The sequence below is a fragment of the Candidatus Pseudomonas auctus genome (assembly GCF_048654275.1).
Classification (GTDB): domain Bacteria; phylum Pseudomonadota; class Gammaproteobacteria; order Pseudomonadales; family Pseudomonadaceae; genus Aquipseudomonas; species Aquipseudomonas pharyngis.
Map to the genome: position 1 here is coordinate 114,262 of NZ_JBJYZK010000006.1, position 17,082 is coordinate 131,343.

The 17,082-nt window shown below is 61.4% G+C and carries 14 protein-coding genes; 13 read left to right on the forward strand and 1 reads right to left on the reverse strand.

Translation table 11 applies throughout. The features are described from left to right. Window positions 1-67 precede the first annotated feature (67 nt). The 11 genes from edd (at window position 68) to ACKUG4_RS13665 (ending at window position 13,566) form a co-directional block, all read left to right on the forward strand. Complete coding sequence (edd, locus tag ACKUG4_RS13615; protein WP_064598951.1) at window positions 68-1,894, forward strand: phosphogluconate dehydratase; 1,827 nt, start codon at window positions 68-70, stop codon at window positions 1,892-1,894. Continuing rightward, window positions 1,891-2,847, forward strand: a complete 957-nt coding sequence (locus tag ACKUG4_RS13620) for a glucokinase (RefSeq protein WP_236190931.1) — start codon at window positions 1,891-1,893, stop codon at window positions 2,845-2,847. The genes edd and ACKUG4_RS13620 overlap by 4 nt, the downstream gene beginning before the upstream one ends. A gap of 79 nt (window positions 2,848-2,926) precedes the next feature. Next, complete coding sequence (locus tag ACKUG4_RS13625; RefSeq protein ID WP_064598947.1) at window positions 2,927-3,658, forward strand: response regulator; 732 nt, start codon at window positions 2,927-2,929, stop codon at window positions 3,656-3,658. A gap of 31 nt (window positions 3,659-3,689) precedes the next feature. Beyond that, window positions 3,690-5,117, forward strand: coding sequence for an ATP-binding protein (locus ACKUG4_RS13630; protein ID WP_170928295.1), 1,428 nt, complete (start codon window positions 3,690-3,692; stop codon window positions 5,115-5,117). Between the two features lie 295 nt (window positions 5,118-5,412). Further along, window positions 5,413-6,672 (forward strand): D-mannose isomerase, encoded by a 1,260-nt coding sequence (locus ACKUG4_RS13635; RefSeq protein ID WP_085647317.1) that lies wholly within the window; start codon window positions 5,413-5,415, stop codon window positions 6,670-6,672. A 118-nt stretch (window positions 6,673-6,790) separates the two neighbouring features. Next, entirely contained in the window at window positions 6,791-8,092 is a 1,302-nt protein-coding gene (locus ACKUG4_RS13640) for an ABC transporter substrate-binding protein (protein ID WP_445434195.1), read from the forward strand. 142 nt (window positions 8,093-8,234) lie between these two features. After that, on the forward strand, window positions 8,235-9,143 hold the full coding sequence (locus ACKUG4_RS13645; protein WP_007951166.1) for a carbohydrate ABC transporter permease: 909 nt from the start codon (window positions 8,235-8,237) through the stop codon (window positions 9,141-9,143). Beyond that, entirely contained in the window at window positions 9,136-9,981 is an 846-nt protein-coding gene (locus ACKUG4_RS13650) for a carbohydrate ABC transporter permease (RefSeq protein ID WP_007951164.1), read from the forward strand. The genes ACKUG4_RS13645 and ACKUG4_RS13650 overlap by 8 nt, the downstream gene beginning before the upstream one ends. Before the next feature lie 2 nt (window positions 9,982-9,983). Continuing rightward, window positions 9,984-11,144 carry an ABC transporter ATP-binding protein gene (locus ACKUG4_RS13655; protein ID WP_085610787.1) on the forward strand — a complete coding sequence of 387 codons (1,161 nt, stop codon included), beginning with the start codon at window positions 9,984-9,986 and terminating at the stop codon, window positions 11,142-11,144. Window positions 11,145-11,276: 132 nt separating this feature from the next. Then, window positions 11,277-12,623, forward strand: coding sequence for a carbohydrate porin (locus ACKUG4_RS13660; RefSeq protein ID WP_039766091.1), 1,347 nt, complete (start codon window positions 11,277-11,279; stop codon window positions 12,621-12,623). A gap of 88 nt (window positions 12,624-12,711) precedes the next feature. After that, entirely contained in the window at window positions 12,712-13,566 is an 855-nt protein-coding gene (locus ACKUG4_RS13665; RefSeq protein WP_445434196.1) for a D-hexose-6-phosphate mutarotase, read from the forward strand. Window positions 13,567-13,816: 250 nt separating this feature from the next. Here the strand turns inward: ACKUG4_RS13665 and ACKUG4_RS13670 are convergent, their stop codons facing one another. Then, window positions 13,817-14,677 carry a MurR/RpiR family transcriptional regulator gene (locus ACKUG4_RS13670; protein WP_169842436.1) on the reverse strand — a complete coding sequence of 287 codons (861 nt, stop codon included), beginning with the start codon at window positions 14,675-14,677 and terminating at the stop codon, window positions 13,817-13,819. Between the two features lie 226 nt (window positions 14,678-14,903). On the opposite strand from ACKUG4_RS13670, the gene zwf reads away from it, so the two are divergent. Together zwf and pgl are read left to right on the forward strand one after the other, a co-directional pair. Further along, the gene (gene zwf, locus ACKUG4_RS13675) at window positions 14,904-16,370 is read left to right on the forward strand and encodes a glucose-6-phosphate dehydrogenase (RefSeq protein ID WP_007951158.1); all 1,467 of its coding nucleotides are present in this window, start codon (window positions 14,904-14,906) and stop codon (window positions 16,368-16,370) included. After that, window positions 16,357-17,070, forward strand: a complete 714-nt coding sequence (pgl, locus tag ACKUG4_RS13680) for a 6-phosphogluconolactonase (protein WP_085647318.1) — start codon at window positions 16,357-16,359, stop codon at window positions 17,068-17,070. Before zwf ends, pgl begins: the two co-directional genes overlap by 14 nt. The last annotated feature ends 12 nt before the right edge of the window (window positions 17,071-17,082 follow it).

Below are 17,082 nucleotides of genomic sequence, written 5' to 3' on the forward strand. Positions count from 1 at the left end.
ACGCGAACGGGCTTTTGATCAGCATAGACAATCAGGTCGCCACATCCGTTAGCCTGGAGTTCTACACATGCATCCCCGCGTTCTTGAGGTCACCGAACGGCTTATCGCCCGCAGCCGCGCCACGCGTCAGGCTTACCTTGCACTGATTCGCGGCGCCGCCACCGACGGGCCGATGCGCGGCAAGCTGCAATGCGCCAACTTCGCCCACGGCGTGGCCGGGTGTGGCAGCGAAGACAAGCACAGCCTGCGGATGATGAACTCGGCGAACATCGCAATTGTTTCGTCATATAACGACATGCTCTCGGCGCATCAGCCGTACGAAGTCTTCCCGGAACAGATCAAGAACGCCCTGCGCGAAATCGGCTCGGTTGGCCAGTTCGCCGGCGGTACGCCTGCGATGTGCGACGGCGTGACCCAAGGCGAGCCGGGCATGGAGCTGAGCCTGCCGAGCCGCGAAGTGATCGCGATGTCGACGGCGGTGGCGCTGTCGCACAACATGTTCGACGGCGCGCTGATGCTCGGCATCTGCGACAAGATCGTGCCGGGCCTGATGATGGGCTCCCTGCGTTTCGGTCACCTGCCGACGATTTTCGTACCGGGCGGGCCGATGGTCTCGGGGATTTCCAACAAGGAAAAAGCCGACGTGCGGCAGAAGTACGCCGAAGGCAAGGCGACCCGCGAAGAGCTGCTGGAATCGGAAATGAAGTCCTACCACAGCCCGGGCACCTGCACCTTCTACGGCACCGCCAACACCAACCAGTTGCTGATGGAAGTCATGGGCCTGCACTTGCCGGGCGCATCGTTCGTCAACCCGAACACGCCGCTTCGTGAGGCCCTGACTCGCGAAGCCGCGCATCAGGTCACGCGCCTGACCAAACAGAATGGCAACTTCCTGCCGATCGGCGAAATCGTCGACGAGAAGGCGCTGGTCAACTCGATCGTCGCGCTGCACGCCACCGGCGGCTCGACCAACCACACCCTGCACATGCCGGCCATCGCCATGGCGGCAGGCATTCAACTGACCTGGCAGGACATGGCCGACCTCTCCGAAGTCGTGCCGACCCTGAGCCACGTCTATCCGAACGGCAAGGCTGACATCAACCACTTCCAGGCGGCGGGCGGCATGTCGTTCCTGATCCGCGAACTGCTCGAAGCCGGTCTGCTGCACGAAGACGTCAACACCGTGCTCGGCCACGGCTTGAGCCAGTACACCAAGGAGCCGTTCCTCGATAACGGCAAGCTGGTGTGGCGCGAAGGCCCGACCGACAGCCTCGACGAAAACATCCTGCGCCCGGTGGCCCGTGCATTCTCGGCAGAGGGCGGCTTGCGTGTGATGGAAGGCAACCTCGGTCGCGGCGTGATGAAGGTGTCTGCCGTGGCGCTGGAAAACCAGATCGTCGAAGCACCGGCCATGGTGTTCCAGGATCAGCAGGATCTGGCCGACGCTTTCAAGGCCGGTCTGCTGGAGAAGGATTTCGTCGCGGTGATGCGCTTCCAGGGCCCGCGCTCCAACGGCATGCCGGAGCTGCACAAAATGACGCCGTTCCTCGGTGTGCTGCAGGATCGCGGCTTCAAGGTGGCGTTGGTGACGGACGGACGTATGTCCGGCGCATCCGGGAAAATTCCGGCGGCGATTCACGTCAGCCCCGAGGCTTATGTCGGCGGCGCTTTGGCGCGCGTGCAAGAGGGCGATATCATCCGCGTCGATGGCGTCAAAGGCACTTTGGAACTCAAGGTGGACGCCGCCGAATTCGCAGCGCGCGAACCCGCCAAAGGCCTGTTGGGCAACAACATCGGCAGCGGTCGCGAACTGTTTGGCTTCATGCGTTTGGCCTTCAGCTCGGCGGAGCAGGGCGCCAGCGCCTTCACTTCTGCCCTGGAGACGCTTAATTGAAACTGGCTTTGGTCGGTGACATCGGAGGCACCAACGCGCGGTTTGCGTTGTGGAAAGATCAGCAGCTCGAATCGGTTCAGGTGCTGGCCACGGCCGACCATGCCAGCCCGGAAGAGGCGATCGGCCTATACCTGAGCGGGCTCGGTCTGGCGCCGGGCGCCATCGGTTCGGTTTGCCTGTCGGTGGCGGGGCCGGTGAGCGGCGATGAATTCAAATTCACCAACAACCACTGGCGCCTGAGCCGCAAGGCGTTCTGCCAGACCTTGCAGGTCGAGCAGCTGTTGCTGATCAACGACTTCTCGGCGATGGCGCTGGGCATGACCCGTTTGCAGCCCGGCGAATTCCGCGTGGTCTGCGAAGGCACGCCGGAACCATTGCGCCCGGCAGTGGTGATCGGCCCGGGCACTGGCCTGGGCGTCGGCACCTTGCTCGATCTGGGGGAAGGTCGGTTTGCCGCGTTGCCGGGAGAGGGCGGTCACGTCGATCTGCCGCTGAGCAGCCCGCGTGAAACCCAGCTCTGGCAACACATCCACAACGAGATCGGCCACGTCAGCGCGGAAACCGCATTGAGCGGCGGCGGCTTGCCTCGGGTGTACCGGGCGATCTGCGCGGTGGATGGTCATGAACCGAAACTCGACACACCTGAGGCAATTACTGCGGCAGGTCTTGCAGGCGACCCGATTGCCCTGGAAGTGCTGGAGCAGTTCTGTTGCTGGCTCGGTCGCGTGGCCGGCAACAACGTGTTGACCACCGGCGGCCGTGGCGGGGTGTACATCGTGGGCGGCGTGATTCCGCGCTTTGCCGATTTCTTCCTCGAAAGCGGTTTCGCCCGCAGCTTCGCCGACAAGGGCTGCATGAGCGATTACTTCAAGGGAATTCCGGTGTGGTTGGTGACGGCGCCGTACTCGGGGCTCGTCGGTGCAGGAGTGGCGCTCGAACAATCCGGTAAATGATCATTCCCACGCCGAGCGTGGGAACAATCAACACATCAGGCATAATCCGCCCAATTCCAACAACAAGGATGCCTTCGAAGTGAGCTCAGTCAACAAGTCGATTTTGTTGGTCGATGACGACCAGGAGATACGCGAGTTGCTGGAAACCTACCTGACCCGCGCGGGTTTTCAGGTACGGGCCACGGCGGATGGCGCCGGTTTCCGTCAGGCGCTGAACGACGCGCCGAGCGATCTGGTGATCCTCGATGTGATGCTGCCCGATGAAGACGGCTTCAGCCTGTGCCGCTGGGTGCGCCAGCATCCGCGTCAGGCCCAGGTGCCGATCATCATGCTCACCGCCAGTTCCGACGAAGCCGACCGGGTCATCGGCCTGGAGCTCGGCGCCGACGATTACCTCGGCAAGCCTTTCAGCCCCCGCGAACTGCAAGCCCGAATCAAGGCCCTGCTGCGTCGCGCCCAATTCGGCCAGGAACGTGGCGGCAGTGAAGTGCTGGCGTTCGATGAATGGCGGCTGGACATGGTCAGCCATCGGCTGTTTCACGCCGACGGCGAGGAGGTGATTCTGTCCGGCGCCGACTTCGCCCTGTTGAAACTGTTTCTTGATCATCCCCAGGAAATCCTCGACCGCGACACCATCGGCAACGCCACCCGTGGCCGCGACCTGATGCCCCTCGACCGCATCGTCGACATGGCCGTCAGCCGTCTGCGCCAGCGTCTGCGCGACACCGAAAAACCGCCGCGCCTGATCCGTACCGTGCGCGGCAGCGGCTACCAACTGGCAGCCAATGTGGTTGCCGGCAATGGTCATTGAGTTCCTGCGCACCACCGCGCGCAAAGTGCCGATGCCGCGTTCGCTGCTTGGGCGAATGCTACTGCTGACGCTGCTCGCGGTGTTGTTCGCCCAGACCCTGTCCAGCGTGATCTGGGTGTCCCAATTGCGTGCGACCCAGCTCGAAGGGCTGGTCACCAGCGCCCGCAGCCTCGCCCATTCGATGACCGCCAGCGTCAGTTATTTCCGCTCGTTGCCGGTGGCCTATCGGCCTCTGGTGCTCGACCAATTGCGCAGCATGGGCGGCACGCGTTTTGTGGTGACGCTCAATGACAAACCGCTGGGCATGGAAGTGCTGCCGGTGACGCCGCGCAAGGCCGCGGTGTTGAAAGCGGTGGATGAAGTGCTGCGTCAGTCGCTGGGCCAGGACACCGACATTCTGGTGACCTTCGTCAGCCCCGATGACCTACGGATCTTCAACGCCGGGTTGAAGCTCGATGAGTTGCCGCGTTCCTGGGCGCATTACGCGCTTACGCTTGAGCCGGTGAATCCGCCGGTGCTGGTGACTCAGATTCAGTTGGCGCCGGGTGAGTGGCTGTACATCGCCTCGCTGTTGCCCGAGCCCTACACCAGTCTCGAAGAGCAAGGCCTGCCGACCCAGCAGGTGTGGTTCATCGTCTTCACAAGCGGTTTTCTGTTGCTGTTCATCGGCCTGCTGGTGCACTGGCAGAGCCGGCCGCTCAAGCGTCTGGCACGGGCCGCGCGGGATTTGTCGCTGGGCGCCGATGTCGAGCCGGTGGCCGAGGGCGGCGGCAGCGAAGTGGTCGAAGTGGGCCGCGCCTTCAACACCATGCGCGAGCGGATCAGCCGTTACCTGACCGAGCGCAGCCAGTTGTTCAGCGCGATTTCCCATGACCTGCGTACACCGATTACGCGACTGCGCCTGCGGGTCGAACTGCTGGAAGACGAGAAGCTGCAAACCAAGTTCGGCCGCGATCTGGACGAACTGGAGCTGCTGGTCAAAGGCGCGCTGCAATGCGTGAAGGACACCGACATCCACGAAAACATCGAGCCGGTGGACCTGAACCATGTGCTCGACTGCCTGGTGGAACCCTATCTGGCGCCGGCCGGCAATGGTCGCGTGACGCAGCAGGGGCGGGCGTTGGCGGCGTATCCGGGCAAGCCGCTGGCGCTCAAGCGTTGCATCGGCAACCTGATCGACAACGCGTTGAAGTACGGGCAGAACGCCCACCTGCACATCGATGACGATGATCGTGCGTTTGTGCTGCATGTCGACGATGAAGGGCCGGGCGTGCCGGAGCAGCGGCTGGAGCAGGTGTTCGAGCCGCACTTCCGCTTGGCGGGACAGCAGCAGGGTTACGGTCTCGGTTTGGGGATCGCCCGCAACATTGCCCATAGCCATGGCGGTGAAGTGACGCTGCAGAACCTGCGTGAAGGCGGCTTACGTGTGACCCTGCAATTGCCGCGTTCGGCGGATTAAGTCAAAAGCTTGCCCTCACCCTAACCCTCTCCCGGAGGGAGAGGGGACCGACCGAGGTGTCTGGCGTCATACATCGACCTGAAAGACCTTATCGATTATGGATTCAAAGCGAATCGTTCAGGTCGGCGTACCTCTGCAATATCCCTCGGTCGGCCCCCTCTCCCTCCGGGAGAGGGCTGGGGTGAGGGCTGGCTCTTTGTCACGACTCGGTGACAAAACCCGCCCCCTTCGTTACAAGCCCCTCCCGGCCCGTTGTTTAGACTGCCCGCAGTCATAACAACAAAAAAGGCCACCCATGGATCATTTCAATCCGGGCTTCAGCAGTTGGCTGAACGCCCCTGCCCACCAGCAATGGCTCGCCGATGAAGGCCTGCGCCTGCTGGCATTTGCCAAGGCTTCACGGCTGCCCGAAGGGTTTGGCAATCTCGATGAGCGCGGCCAGCTCCAGGCCGGCGCGCAAGCCGAAACCATGAACACCGCACGCATGACCCACAGCTTCGCCATGGCCCACATTCAGGGTCTGCCGGGGTTCGCCGAGCTGGTCGATCACGGCATTACAGCCCTGCGCGGTCCGTTGCGCGATGCGCTGCACGGCGGCTGGTTCGCCGTCGCCGAACACCGTGACGGCAACACCGGCAAGAACGCTTATCTGCATGCTTTCGTCGCTCTGGCGGCGAGTTCCGCAGTGGTCGCACAACGTCCGGGCGCGCAGGCGTTGCTGGATGACGCCATCGACATCATCGACACGTATTTCTGGAGCGAGGAAGAGGGCGCCATGCGCGAGTTCTTCAACCGCGACTGGCGCGAAGAAGAGGCCTATCGCGGCGCCAACAGCAACATGCACGCCACCGAAGCCTTCCTTGCCTTGGCCGATGTCACCGAAGACCCGCGCTGGCTGGTGCGTGCGCAACGCATCGTCGAGCGGGTGATTCACGGGCACGCCGCCGCCAACGATTACCTGGTGATCGAGCATTTCGACCGCAACTGGCAACCGCTGCGCGACTACAACCATGACAATCCCGCCGACGGTTTCCGTCCCTACGGGACCACGCCGGGCCATGGTTTCGAGTGGGCGCGGCTGTTGCTGCACCTCGAAGCCGCGCGGGTTCAGGCCGGCATGCTCACGCCCGGCTGGCTGGCCACCGATGCGCAAAAGCTGTTCGAACAAAACTGCCGCCATGGCTGGGATGTCGATGGTGCGCCGGGCATCGTCTATACCCTCGACTGGAACAACAAAGCGGTGGTGCGTCATCGCCTGCACTGGACCCACGCCGAGGCCAGCGCTGCCGCCAGTGCCTTGCTCAAACGCACCGGCGATGCGCAGTACGAAACCTGGTATCGCCTGTTCTGGGAATTTTGCGAAACGTATTTCATCGACCGCTGCGACGGCAGCTGGCATCACGAACTCGACCCGCAAAACCGTCCAAGTGCCGATATCTGGGCGGGCAAACCGGATCTGTACCACGCCTGGCAGGCTGTTCTGATTCCGCGTCTGCCGCTGGCACCGAGCATGGCCAGTGCTCTGGCACACCTGTCTCGAAGCGTTCCTGTGTAACCATGTGGTGACATTCGCGCGTCCCTTCGTTACCTGCGGGGGGAAACGCTCTGTTTAAACTCGTGTGCAGCGCAAGCACCAGACTTGCATGCATAACAACAAGAAAGGTACATCTCAGATGAATGCGATTTCTCGCCTCGCTACTGTCATTTCTGTCGCCTCCCTGTTCCCGCTCGCTGTGCTGCCCCTGAGTGTTTCCGCTGCCGAATCCAAAGGTTCGGTGGAAGTCGTGCATTGGTGGACGTCCGGTGGCGAAAAAGCTGCCGTCGATGTGCTCAAGGCACAAGTCGAGAAAGACGGTTTCACCTGGAAAGACGGCGCTGTCGCCGGCGGTGGCGGTGCAACTGCCATGACCGTGCTGAAAAGCCGCGCAGTAGCCGGCAACCCGCCAGGCGTTGCCCAGATCAAGGGCCCGGACATCCAGGAATGGGCGTCGACCGGTCTGCTCGACACTGACGTGCTGAAGGACGTTTCCAAGTCCGAGAAGTGGGACAGCCTGCTCGACAAAAAAGTCTCCGACACGGTGAAGTTCGAAGGTGATTACGTGGCCGTACCGGTGAACATTCACCGCGTGAACTGGCTGTGGATCAACCCGGAAGTCTTCAAGAAAGCCGGTATCGAAAAAGCCCCGACCACCCTCGAAGAATTCTACGCCGCCGGCGACAAGCTGAAAGCGGCGGGCTTCATCCCGCTGGCTCACGGCGGTCAGCCTTGGCAGGACAGCACCGTGTTCGAAGCGGTCGTGCTGTCGGTGATGGGCGTTGATGGTTACAAGAAAGCCTTGGTCGACCTGGACAACGCTGCCCTGACCGGCCCGGAAATGGTCAAGGCCCTGACCGAGCTGAAGAAAGTCGCGACCTACATGGACCAGGACGGCAAAGGCCAGGACTGGAACCTGGAAGCGGCCAAGGTCATCAACGGCAAGGCCGGCATGCAGATCATGGGTGACTGGGCCAAGTCCGAATGGACCGCCGCCAAGAAAGTCGCCGGCAAGGACTACGAGTGCGTAGCGTTCCCGGGCACCGACAATGCGTTCACCTACAACATCGACTCACTGGCCGTGTTCAAGCAGAAGGACGCGGGCACCGCGGCCGGTCAGCAGGACATCGCCAAAGTCGTGCTGGGTGAAAACTTCCAGAAAGTCTTCAGCATCAACAAGGGCTCGATCCCGGTGCGTAACGACATGCTCGCCGACATGGGCAAGTACGGTTTCGACTCCTGCGCCCAGACCGCTGCCAAGGACTTCCTGGCAGACGCCAAGAACGGCGGCCTGCAACCGAGCATGGCGCACAACATGGCGACCACGCTGGCCGTGCAGGGTGCGTTCTTTGATGTCGTGACCAACTACATCAACGACCCGAAAGCCGACCCGGCCGACGCTGCCAAGAAACTCGGCACTGCCATCAAGGCTGCCAAGTAATGCTTGGCCTGTAGGAGCGAGCCTGCTCGCGATAGCGGACCGTCAGCCACCGAAAGTGTGAACTGACACAACGCAATCGCCAGCAGGCTGGCTCCCACAGGGATCGCATCCGTAATTCTTAATCCTTCTACTGGATCTTCCCATGAGTTCTGTTGCTGTGTTCAGCAAGGCCTCGCCGTTCGACGCATTGCAGCGCTGGCTACCGAAACTGGTGCTGGCGCCGAGCATGTTCATCGTTCTGGTGGGCTTCTATGGCTATATCCTCTGGACGTTTGTCCTGTCGTTCACCACGTCGACCTTCCTGCCTAACTACAAGTGGGCAGGGCTGGCGCAATACGAGCGCCTGTTCGACAACGACCGCTGGTGGGTGGCGAGCAAGAACCTGGCCGTGTTCGGCGGCATGTTCATCGGCATCACCCTCGTAATCGGCGTGACACTGGCGATTTTCCTCGACCAGAAAATCCGTCGCGAAGGCTTTATCCGCACCATTTACCTGTACCCGATGGCGCTCTCGATGATCGTGACCGGTACTGCGTGGAAATGGCTGCTCAACCCGGGCATGGGCCTGGACAAATTGCTGCGGGACTGGGGCTGGGAAGGCTTCCGTCTCGACTGGCTGATCGACCCGGATCGCGTGGTGTATTGCCTGGTGATCGCGGCGGTCTGGCAAGCCTCGGGCTTCATCATGGCGATGTTCCTCGCCGGTCTGCGTGGCGTCGATCAATCGATCATCCGTGCCGCCCAGATCGACGGCGCGAGCATGCCGCGCATCTACTGGAAAGTGGTGCTGCCCAGCCTGCGTCCGGTGTTCTTCAGTGCAGTGATGATTCTGGCGCACATCGCGATCAAGAGCTTCGACCTGGTGGCGGCCATGACGGCCGGCGGCCCGGGTTATTCCTCCGATTTGCCGGCGATGTTCATGTACTCGTTCACGTTCAGCCGTGGACAGATGGGCATGGGCTCGGCCAGTGCAATCCTGATGCTCGGTGCGATCCTCGCGATCATCGTGCCTTACCTGTACTCCGAGCTGAGGACCAAGCGTCATGACTAGTCTCGCCTCCAAACCGGCCATCAGCCTGAGTCGCATCGCGATCTACGCGGTGCTGATCCTCGCGGTCCTGCTGTATCTGGTACCGCTGGTGGTCATGCTGCTGACCAGCTTCAAGACCCCGGAAGACATCTCCACCGGCAACCTGCTGAGCTGGCCGACCGTGGTCAGCGGCATCGGCTGGGTGAAAGCCTGGGCCACCGTTGACGGCTACTTCTGGAACTCGATCAAGATCACCGTTCCGGCCGTGATCATCTCCACCGCCATCGGTGCGTTGAACGGTTATGTGCTGTCGTTCTGGCGCTTTCGCGGTTCGCAGCTGTTCTTCGGCCTGTTGCTGTTCGGCTGCTTCCTGCCGTTCCAGACCGTGCTGCTGCCGGCCTCGTTCACCCTCGGCAAAATGGGCCTGGCGAGTACCACCACCGGCCTGGTGTTCATCCATGTGGTCTACGGTCTGGCGTTCACCACGCTGTTTTTCCGTAACTACTACGTGAGCATTCCGGATGCGCTGATCAAAGCGGCGCGCCTCGATGGCGCGGGCTTCTTCACGATCTTCCGCCAGATCATCCTGCCGATGTCGACGCCGATCATCATGGTCTGCCTGATCTGGCAGTTCACCCAGATCTGGAACGACTTCCTGTTCGGCGTGGTGTTCTCCAGTGGTGATTCGCAACCGATCACGGTGGCGCTGAACAACCTGGTCAACACCAGCACCGGGGCCAAGGAATACAACGTGGACATGGCGGCGGCGATGATCGCCGGGCTGCCGACCCTGCTGGTCTATGTGGTCGCAGGCAAGTATTTCGTGCGCGGGCTGACGGCCGGCGCAGTCAAGGGGTAATCATGGCTACGCTCGAACTTCGCAATGTAAACAAGACCTACGGTGCCGGCCTGCCGGACACCCTGAAGAACATCGAACTGTCGATCAAGGACGGTGAGTTTCTGATCCTCGTCGGGCCTTCAGGCTGCGGCAAGTCGACCCTGATGAACTGCATCGCCGGCCTGGAAACCATCACCGGCGGCGCAATCATGATCGGTGACCAGGACGTCAGCGGCATGAGCCCGAAAGATCGCGACATCGCCATGGTATTCCAGTCCTACGCGCTGTACCCGACCATGAGCGTGCGCGAGAACATCGAGTTCGGTCTGAAGATCCGCAAGATGAGCCAGTCGGCGATCGACGAAGAAGTCGCCCGCGTGGCCAAGCTGTTGCAGATCGAGCACCTGCTCAATCGCAAGCCGGGCCAGCTCTCCGGCGGTCAGCAACAGCGCGTGGCGATGGGCCGTGCCTTGGCGCGTCGACCGAAGATCTACCTGTTCGACGAACCGCTGTCCAACCTCGACGCTAAGCTGCGCGTCGAGATGCGTACCGAAATGAAACTGATGCACCAGCGCCTGAAAACCACCACGGTCTACGTGACCCACGACCAGATCGAAGCGATGACCCTGGGCGACAAAGTGGCGGTGATGAAGGACGGCATCATCCAGCAGTTCGGTACGCCGAAAGAGATCTACAACGACCCGGCCAACCTGTTCGTGGCGAGCTTCATCGGTTCGCCGCCGATGAACTTCATTCCACTGCGCCTGCAACGCAAGGACGGCCGTCTGGTGGCGCTGCTCGACAGCGGCCAGGCCCGTTGCGAATTGCCGATGGCGATGCAGGACGCCGGTCTCGAAGACCGCGAAGTGATCCTCGGCCTGCGCCCGGAGCAGATCGCGCTGGCGAACGGCGAGGGCAATGGCCTGCCGAGCATCAAGGCTGAAGTGCAGGTCACCGAGCCGACCGGCCCGGACACCCTGGTGTTCGTCAACCTCAACGACACCAAGGTCTGCTGCCGTCTGGCGCCGGATGTGGCACCGCAGGTGGGCGAAACCCTGACCCTGCAGTTCGATCCGTCGAAAGTGCTGCTGTTCGACGCCCAGTCCGGCGAACGCCTGGGGATTGCGGGCCTGCCGAAAGCCGAACCGCACAGCGCTAACGTGGCCCAGTTCAAGGGTCGCTGATGAACACAGGCGGGAGCGGGCAGGCCCGTTCCCGCAGGGAGCACGCGGTGCGTGGCCTGTCGCGCGCCGCATCAGATGTAAACCGCGTTAAATAAGAAGAACAGTTAATAACAATAAAACGAGGATGTAGGGATGAAGAAGAACAACAACGCTCAGCGAATCGGCCAGTTGTCAGCAGTTGCGGCAATGATGCTGGCCGGCAGCGTCCACGCGGCTGACGCGTTCAGCTCCGATTCGGAGTGGATGACCGGGGACTGGGGTGGCGAGCGGACCAAGCTGATCGAGCAGGGCATCGACATCAAGATGGACTACGTCGGTGAGGTGGGCGGCAACCTTCACGGCGGCTACAACAACGACAAGACGGCGCGTTACTCCGACCAGTTCGGTCTGGGCGTGGCGCTGGACCTGCAAAAACTGTGGGGCTGGGACAACACCCAGGCCAAGATCCAGCTGACCAACCGTAATGGCGAAAACATTTCCAACGATCGTGTTGGCGATCCGCGTGCCGGCACACTCAGCTCCTCGCAGGAAGTCTACGGTCGTGGCCACATGGTGCGTCTGACCCAGTTGTGGATCAAACACCAGTTCTTCGACAACAAACTCGACGTCAAGGCCGGTTACTTCGGTGAAGGCGAAGACTTCAACACCTTCCCGTGCGAGTTCCAGAACCTGGCGTTCTGCGGTTCGCAAGTGGGTAACTGGGCGACCAACATCTGGTACAACTGGCCGGTCAGCCAGGCGGCCATTCGCGTCAAATACAACATCAACGACGAGCTCTACGCGCAGATCGGTGCGTACAACCAGAACCCGTCGCAGCTGGAACATGGCAACGGCTTCAAGTTGAGCGGCAGCGGCACCAAAGGCACCGTATTGCCAGTGGAACTGGTCTGGTTGCCTAACCCGAACAGCCTGCCGGGCGAATACCGTGTCGGTTACTACAAGAGCACGGCCGATGCCGACGACGTTCGCGAGGACGTCAACGGTTTCGACGCGGCGACCACCGGTGATGCCTACCGCACTCACAGCAGCAAGCACGGTTACTGGTTTGTTGCGCAACAGCAACTCACCAGCCACAACGGTGACAAGAGCCGTGGTCTGAGCATCGCTGCCAACGCCACGTTCCACGACAAGGACACCAACTTCATCGACAACTATCAGTCCGTGATGTTTGTGTACAAAGGTCTGTTCGATGCGCGTCCGAAGGATGACTTCGGTATCGGTGCTGCGCGTATTCACGTCAACGATGACGTGAAGAAAAACGCCGAACTGCTTAACGTCTCCAACGGTGTTTCGGATTACGACAATCCGGTGTTCTCGCCGATTCGTGAAACCGAATACAACTACGAGATCAACTACGGCTTCCACGTGACCAACTGGCTGACCGTGCGCCCGAACCTGCAATACATCACTCATCCGGGCGGTGTGGATGAAGTGGATAACGCTTTGGTCGCTGGCCTGAAAATTCAGTCTACGTTCTGACGCGTCTGCGATAAGCTCCTCTCTATGTGCGCATATTTGCGGACAGGGGTGTCGCAGCCCATGAAAGTTGAATCTGGAACCGTGGCCCATGCATGAGCATCCGCTGCAACGCTTCTTCAAATCCTTGCGTGAACGACCGGTGTTCGCCTGGGAGCGCTATCAGATGCGCGATGTGCTGGTGATCGATCATCCGCTGTGTCAGGCGGTGTTCAGTCGCCAGGGTGCGCAATTGCTGCACTTTCAACCGCGCGGGCAGAAACCTTGGCTGTGGTGCGCGGCGAAGTGGCCGCATGTCGGCGCGATTCGCGGTGGCGTGCCGGTGTGCTGGCCGTGGTATGGCCGTCACCCGAGCGAAAACGCGTGGCCGTCCCATGGCTGGGCGCGATTGCTGGACTGGAAACTGCTCGACAGCAGCAGCGCCGAGGACGGCGTGCGCCTGCATTGGCAATTGCAGCTGTGCGACTGGCAGGTGGACCTGCACGCACACCTGGGCGAACGCATGGAATTGCGCCTGAGTACCGAGCATCAGGACGATATGCCGTGCCAGTTGAGCCAGGCTTTGCACGCTTACTGGCGTATTGGTGACGTGAGTGAGATAGCGCTGTCTGGGCTCGAAGGGGCGCAGGGTTATGACCAGTTGAACCGTGAGGCTTGCCAGCAGGAAGGCGAGTTGCGGGTTGATGGCGGCTGTCAGCGAGTGTTCCAGCACGACGGTGAATTACAGCTCAAGGATCACGCCTGGCAGCGCGAATTGTGTATCGACACTGGCGACAGCGCGGACACGGTGGTGTGGCATCCGGGGGCGCGGCCGTTGCTGGGCGTAACCTGGGATGAGATCTCGGAGTTTGTCTGTGTTGAAGCGGCGGCGGGTGGCACCGACAGCCTGCATCTGGCGCCGGGGGAGAAGGCGCATTTGAGTTTGCAGGCGTGGGCGGGGGCTTGAGTGTGTCAGTTCGACCGCTGCCCCTCACCCTAACCCTCTCCCGGGGGGAGAGGGGACTGACCGAGTTGGATTGGCTATTTACACCGACTTGCGACTACAGCGGTGATCTTGGCTTGGCCAAGCCAGAGGAAACGTTGATCGTTCAGGTCGATGTAACTTTTGAGGGCAACACCGTCGGCCCCCTCTCCCTCCCGGAGAGGGCTGGGCGGGCGGCGTTCCGATGAGGGTTGGCTTTTAAGCTTTTAACGCCTTAGTTGAACTCATCTCCAACCGGATACCGGCTCGCATTCAAGCTCTCTTTGATCTTGCGCAGATGCGGCTGGAAATCCACCCCGCGACGCAAGGTCATCCCCGTCGCCAGTACATCCAGCACGGTCAACTGAATGATCCGCGAAGTCATCGGCATATAGATGTCGGTGTCTTCCGGCAGCGGAATGTTCAGGCTCAGCGTACTGGCCTTGGCCAGCGGTGAGTTCTCGGCCGTCAGGCCCAGCACCGAAGCGCCGTTCTCCCGTGCGATGCGCGCCACTTCCACCAGTTCGCGGGTGCGGCCGGTGTAGGAAATGATCACGAACAGCTCGCCGGTGTGCGCCACCGAGGCAATCATCCGTTGCATCAGCACATCGGCGTGGGCGGTGACCGCCAGATTGAAGCGGAAGAACTTGTGCTGTGCATCCAAAGCCACTGGAGCCGAAGCACCCAGGCCGAAGAAGTGGATCTGCCGGGCCTGGATCAACAGGTCGACGGCGCGGCTGATAAGGTTCGGGTCCAGTGCCTGGCACGCGCTGTCCAGCGAGGCGATCGCACTGCCGAAAATCTTCTGCGTATAGGCCTCGGGATTGTCGTCAGCTTCCACTGCGCGGCTGACATAGGCCGCGCCGCTGGCCAGGCTCTGCGCCAGTTGCAACTTGAGTTCGGGGTAGCCGCTGACGCCGAACGAACGGCAGAAACGGTTGACCGTCGGTTCACTGACCGACGCCGCTTGGGCGAGGGCGGCGATGCTGAAGCGGGTGGCCTGCTGTGGGTTGAGCAGGATCACTTCAGCGACTTTGCGTTCGGCCTTGTTCAGCTCTTCAAGGCGACTCTGGATCTGTTCCAGTAAATTTCGCACGCGGTCCATAAGAATTCCTAGATTCACCGGCGCCGATAAGCGCGCGGCTATGCAAATTGGGCCTTTGATGTGGCCCGTGACGGTGGCCTATCCTACTGATGGCTCCGACCGACCACCACTCGGAATCTGTATTTTGCGAAAATGTTGTGGTTATTACTACATTTTCCCTTGAGTGATGCCTTGAAAAAAGGTATTTGTAGCTTAACTTGATAAAAGAACAAACATCATGCCTTCGATTACGGTTGAACCGTGCACCTTCGCCTTGTTCGGCGCCTTGGGCGATCTGGCCCTGCGCAAGCTGTTTCCTGCCCTTTATCACCTTGATGGCGCCGGCCTGCTGCACGAGGACACGCGCATTATTGCACTGGCCCGTGAGGCGGGCACCGAGCAGCAGCACCTGGCGTTCATCGCCGCCGAGCTGCGCCGTTACGTGGGCAAGGAGCTGGACGAGGCCGTGGCCGAGCGCTTTCTGGCACGCCTGACCTACCTGCACGTCGACTTCCTCAAGGCTGAAGATTATGTGGCGCTGGCCGAACTGGCCGGCAGCACGCAACGCATGATTGCCTACTTCGCCACCCCGGCGGCGGTGTACGGCGCGATCTGCGAGAACCTGGCGAAAGTGGGTCTGGCGGAAAACACCCGCGTAGTGCTGGAAAAACCGATCGGCTCCGACCTGGAATCCTCACGCAAGGTCAACGACGCCGTGGCGCAGTTCTTCCCGGAGAACCGCACCTACCGCATCGACCACTACCTGGGCAAAGAAACCGTTCAGAACCTGATCGCCCTGCGTTTCGCCAACAGCCTGTTCGAAACCCAGTGGAACCAGAACTACATCTCCCACGTGGAAATCACCGTTGCCGAAAAGGTCGGCATCGAAGGCCGTTGGGGTTACTTCGACAAGGCCGGCCAGCTGCGGGACATGATCCAGAACCACCTGCTGCAACTGCTCTGCCTGATCGCCATGGACCCGCCGGCCGACCTGTCCGCCGATAGCATCCGCGACGAGAAGGTCAAGGTGCTCAAGGCCCTGGCGCCGATCAGTCCGGAAGGCCTGACCACGCAGGTGGTGCGCGGCCAGTACATCGCCGGGCACAGTGAAGGCAAGTCCGTGCCGGGCTACCTCGAAGAGCCGAATTCCAACGCCCAGAGCGACACCGAAACCTTTGTCGCGCTGCGTGCCGACATCCGCAACTGGCGCTGGGCCGGCGTGCCGTTCTACCTGCGCACCGGCAAGCGCATGCCGCAGAAACTGTCGCAGATCGTCATCCACTTCAAGGAACCGTCGCACTACATCTTCGCCCCCGAACAGCGCCTGCAGATCAGCAACAAACTGATCATCCGCCTGCAACCGGACGAAGGCATTTCCTTGCGGGTGATGACCAAGGAGCAAGGCCTGGACAAAGGCATGCAACTGCGCAGCGGCCCGCTGCAACTGAATTTTTCCGACACCTGGCGCAGCGCTCGGATCCCCGATGCCTACGAGCGGTTGTTGCTGGAAGTGATGAACGGCAATCAGAACCTGTTTGTCCGTAAAGATGAAATCGAAGCCGCGTGGAAATGGTGTGACCAGCTGATCGCCGGGTGGAAAAAATCCGGTGACGCGCCCAAGCCGTATGCGGCCGGGTCGTGGGGGCCGATGAGCTCCATTGCATTGATCACGCGGGACGGGAGGTCGTGGTATGGCGATATCTGATGTGAAACTGCCCGAGGGCGTGAATGCCCGCGAATTCAAGAGCCCGGTGCTGCTCGCCGAAGGCCTGGCGCTGAATGTCGCCAAGCAGTTGAGCGAAGCGCTGGCGGCACGTGGCAACGCCGTGCTGGTGGTGTCCGGCGGCCGTAGCCCGGTGGCGTTTTTTCAGCACCTGGCCAAGCAGGAACTGGACTGGTCGAAGGTCGTCGTGACCCTGGCCGACGAACGCTGGGTACCGGTCGAACATGCCGACAGCAACGCCGGTCTGCTCAAGCAATATCTGCTCAAGGGCCCGGCGGCCAAGGCGCAGTTCCTCAGCCTCTACAGCGCGGCGGCCAACGTCGAGCAGGCTGCGGAGCAGGCTGATCGTTTGCTCGCCGAATTGCCGCCCATTGACGTGCTGGTGCTGGGCATGGGTGATGACGGTCACACCGCGTCGCTGTTCCCGGACAGCCCGAACCTGGCCGAAGCCCTGCAAGCCGACGGCACCCGTCGTTGCTGGCCGATGCTCGCACCAAGCGTGCCACGCCAGCGCCTGACCATGAGCCGGGCGCTGCTGGCCTCGGCGCGGTACAAGATTCTGTCGATTTCCGGTCAGTCGAAACTGACCACCCTGAATGCCGCACTGGCATCCAACGACGTCGCCGCCATGCCGGTTCGCGCGTTTCTGCAACCTACGTTAGAGATTTACTGGTGCCCATGAGCCAAGGAACAG

Excerpts from the sequence above, each read along its gene's own strand:
- edd (WP_064598951.1), top strand. The coding sequence starts at position 68 with ATGCATCCCCGCGTTCTTGAGGTCACCGAACGGCTTATCGCCCGCAGC.
- ACKUG4_RS13630 (WP_170928295.1), top strand. The coding sequence starts at position 3,690 with ATGCCGCGTTCGCTGCTTGGGCGAATGCTACTGCTGACGCTGCTCGCG.
- ACKUG4_RS13635 (WP_085647317.1), top strand. The coding sequence starts at position 5,413 with ATGGATCATTTCAATCCGGGCTTCAGCAGTTGGCTGAACGCCCCTGCC.
- ACKUG4_RS13640 (WP_445434195.1), top strand. The coding sequence starts at position 6,791 with ATGAATGCGATTTCTCGCCTCGCTACTGTCATTTCTGTCGCCTCCCTG.
- ACKUG4_RS13645 (WP_007951166.1), top strand. The coding sequence starts at position 8,235 with ATGAGTTCTGTTGCTGTGTTCAGCAAGGCCTCGCCGTTCGACGCATTG.
- ACKUG4_RS13650 (WP_007951164.1), top strand. The coding sequence starts at position 9,136 with ATGACTAGTCTCGCCTCCAAACCGGCCATCAGCCTGAGTCGCATCGCG.
- ACKUG4_RS13655 (WP_085610787.1), top strand. The coding sequence starts at position 9,984 with ATGGCTACGCTCGAACTTCGCAATGTAAACAAGACCTACGGTGCCGGC.
- ACKUG4_RS13660 (WP_039766091.1), top strand. The coding sequence starts at position 11,277 with ATGAAGAAGAACAACAACGCTCAGCGAATCGGCCAGTTGTCAGCAGTT.
- ACKUG4_RS13665 (WP_445434196.1), top strand. The coding sequence starts at position 12,712 with ATGCATGAGCATCCGCTGCAACGCTTCTTCAAATCCTTGCGTGAACGA.
- zwf (WP_007951158.1), top strand. The coding sequence starts at position 14,904 with ATGCCTTCGATTACGGTTGAACCGTGCACCTTCGCCTTGTTCGGCGCC.
- pgl (WP_085647318.1), top strand. The coding sequence starts at position 16,357 with ATGGCGATATCTGATGTGAAACTGCCCGAGGGCGTGAATGCCCGCGAA.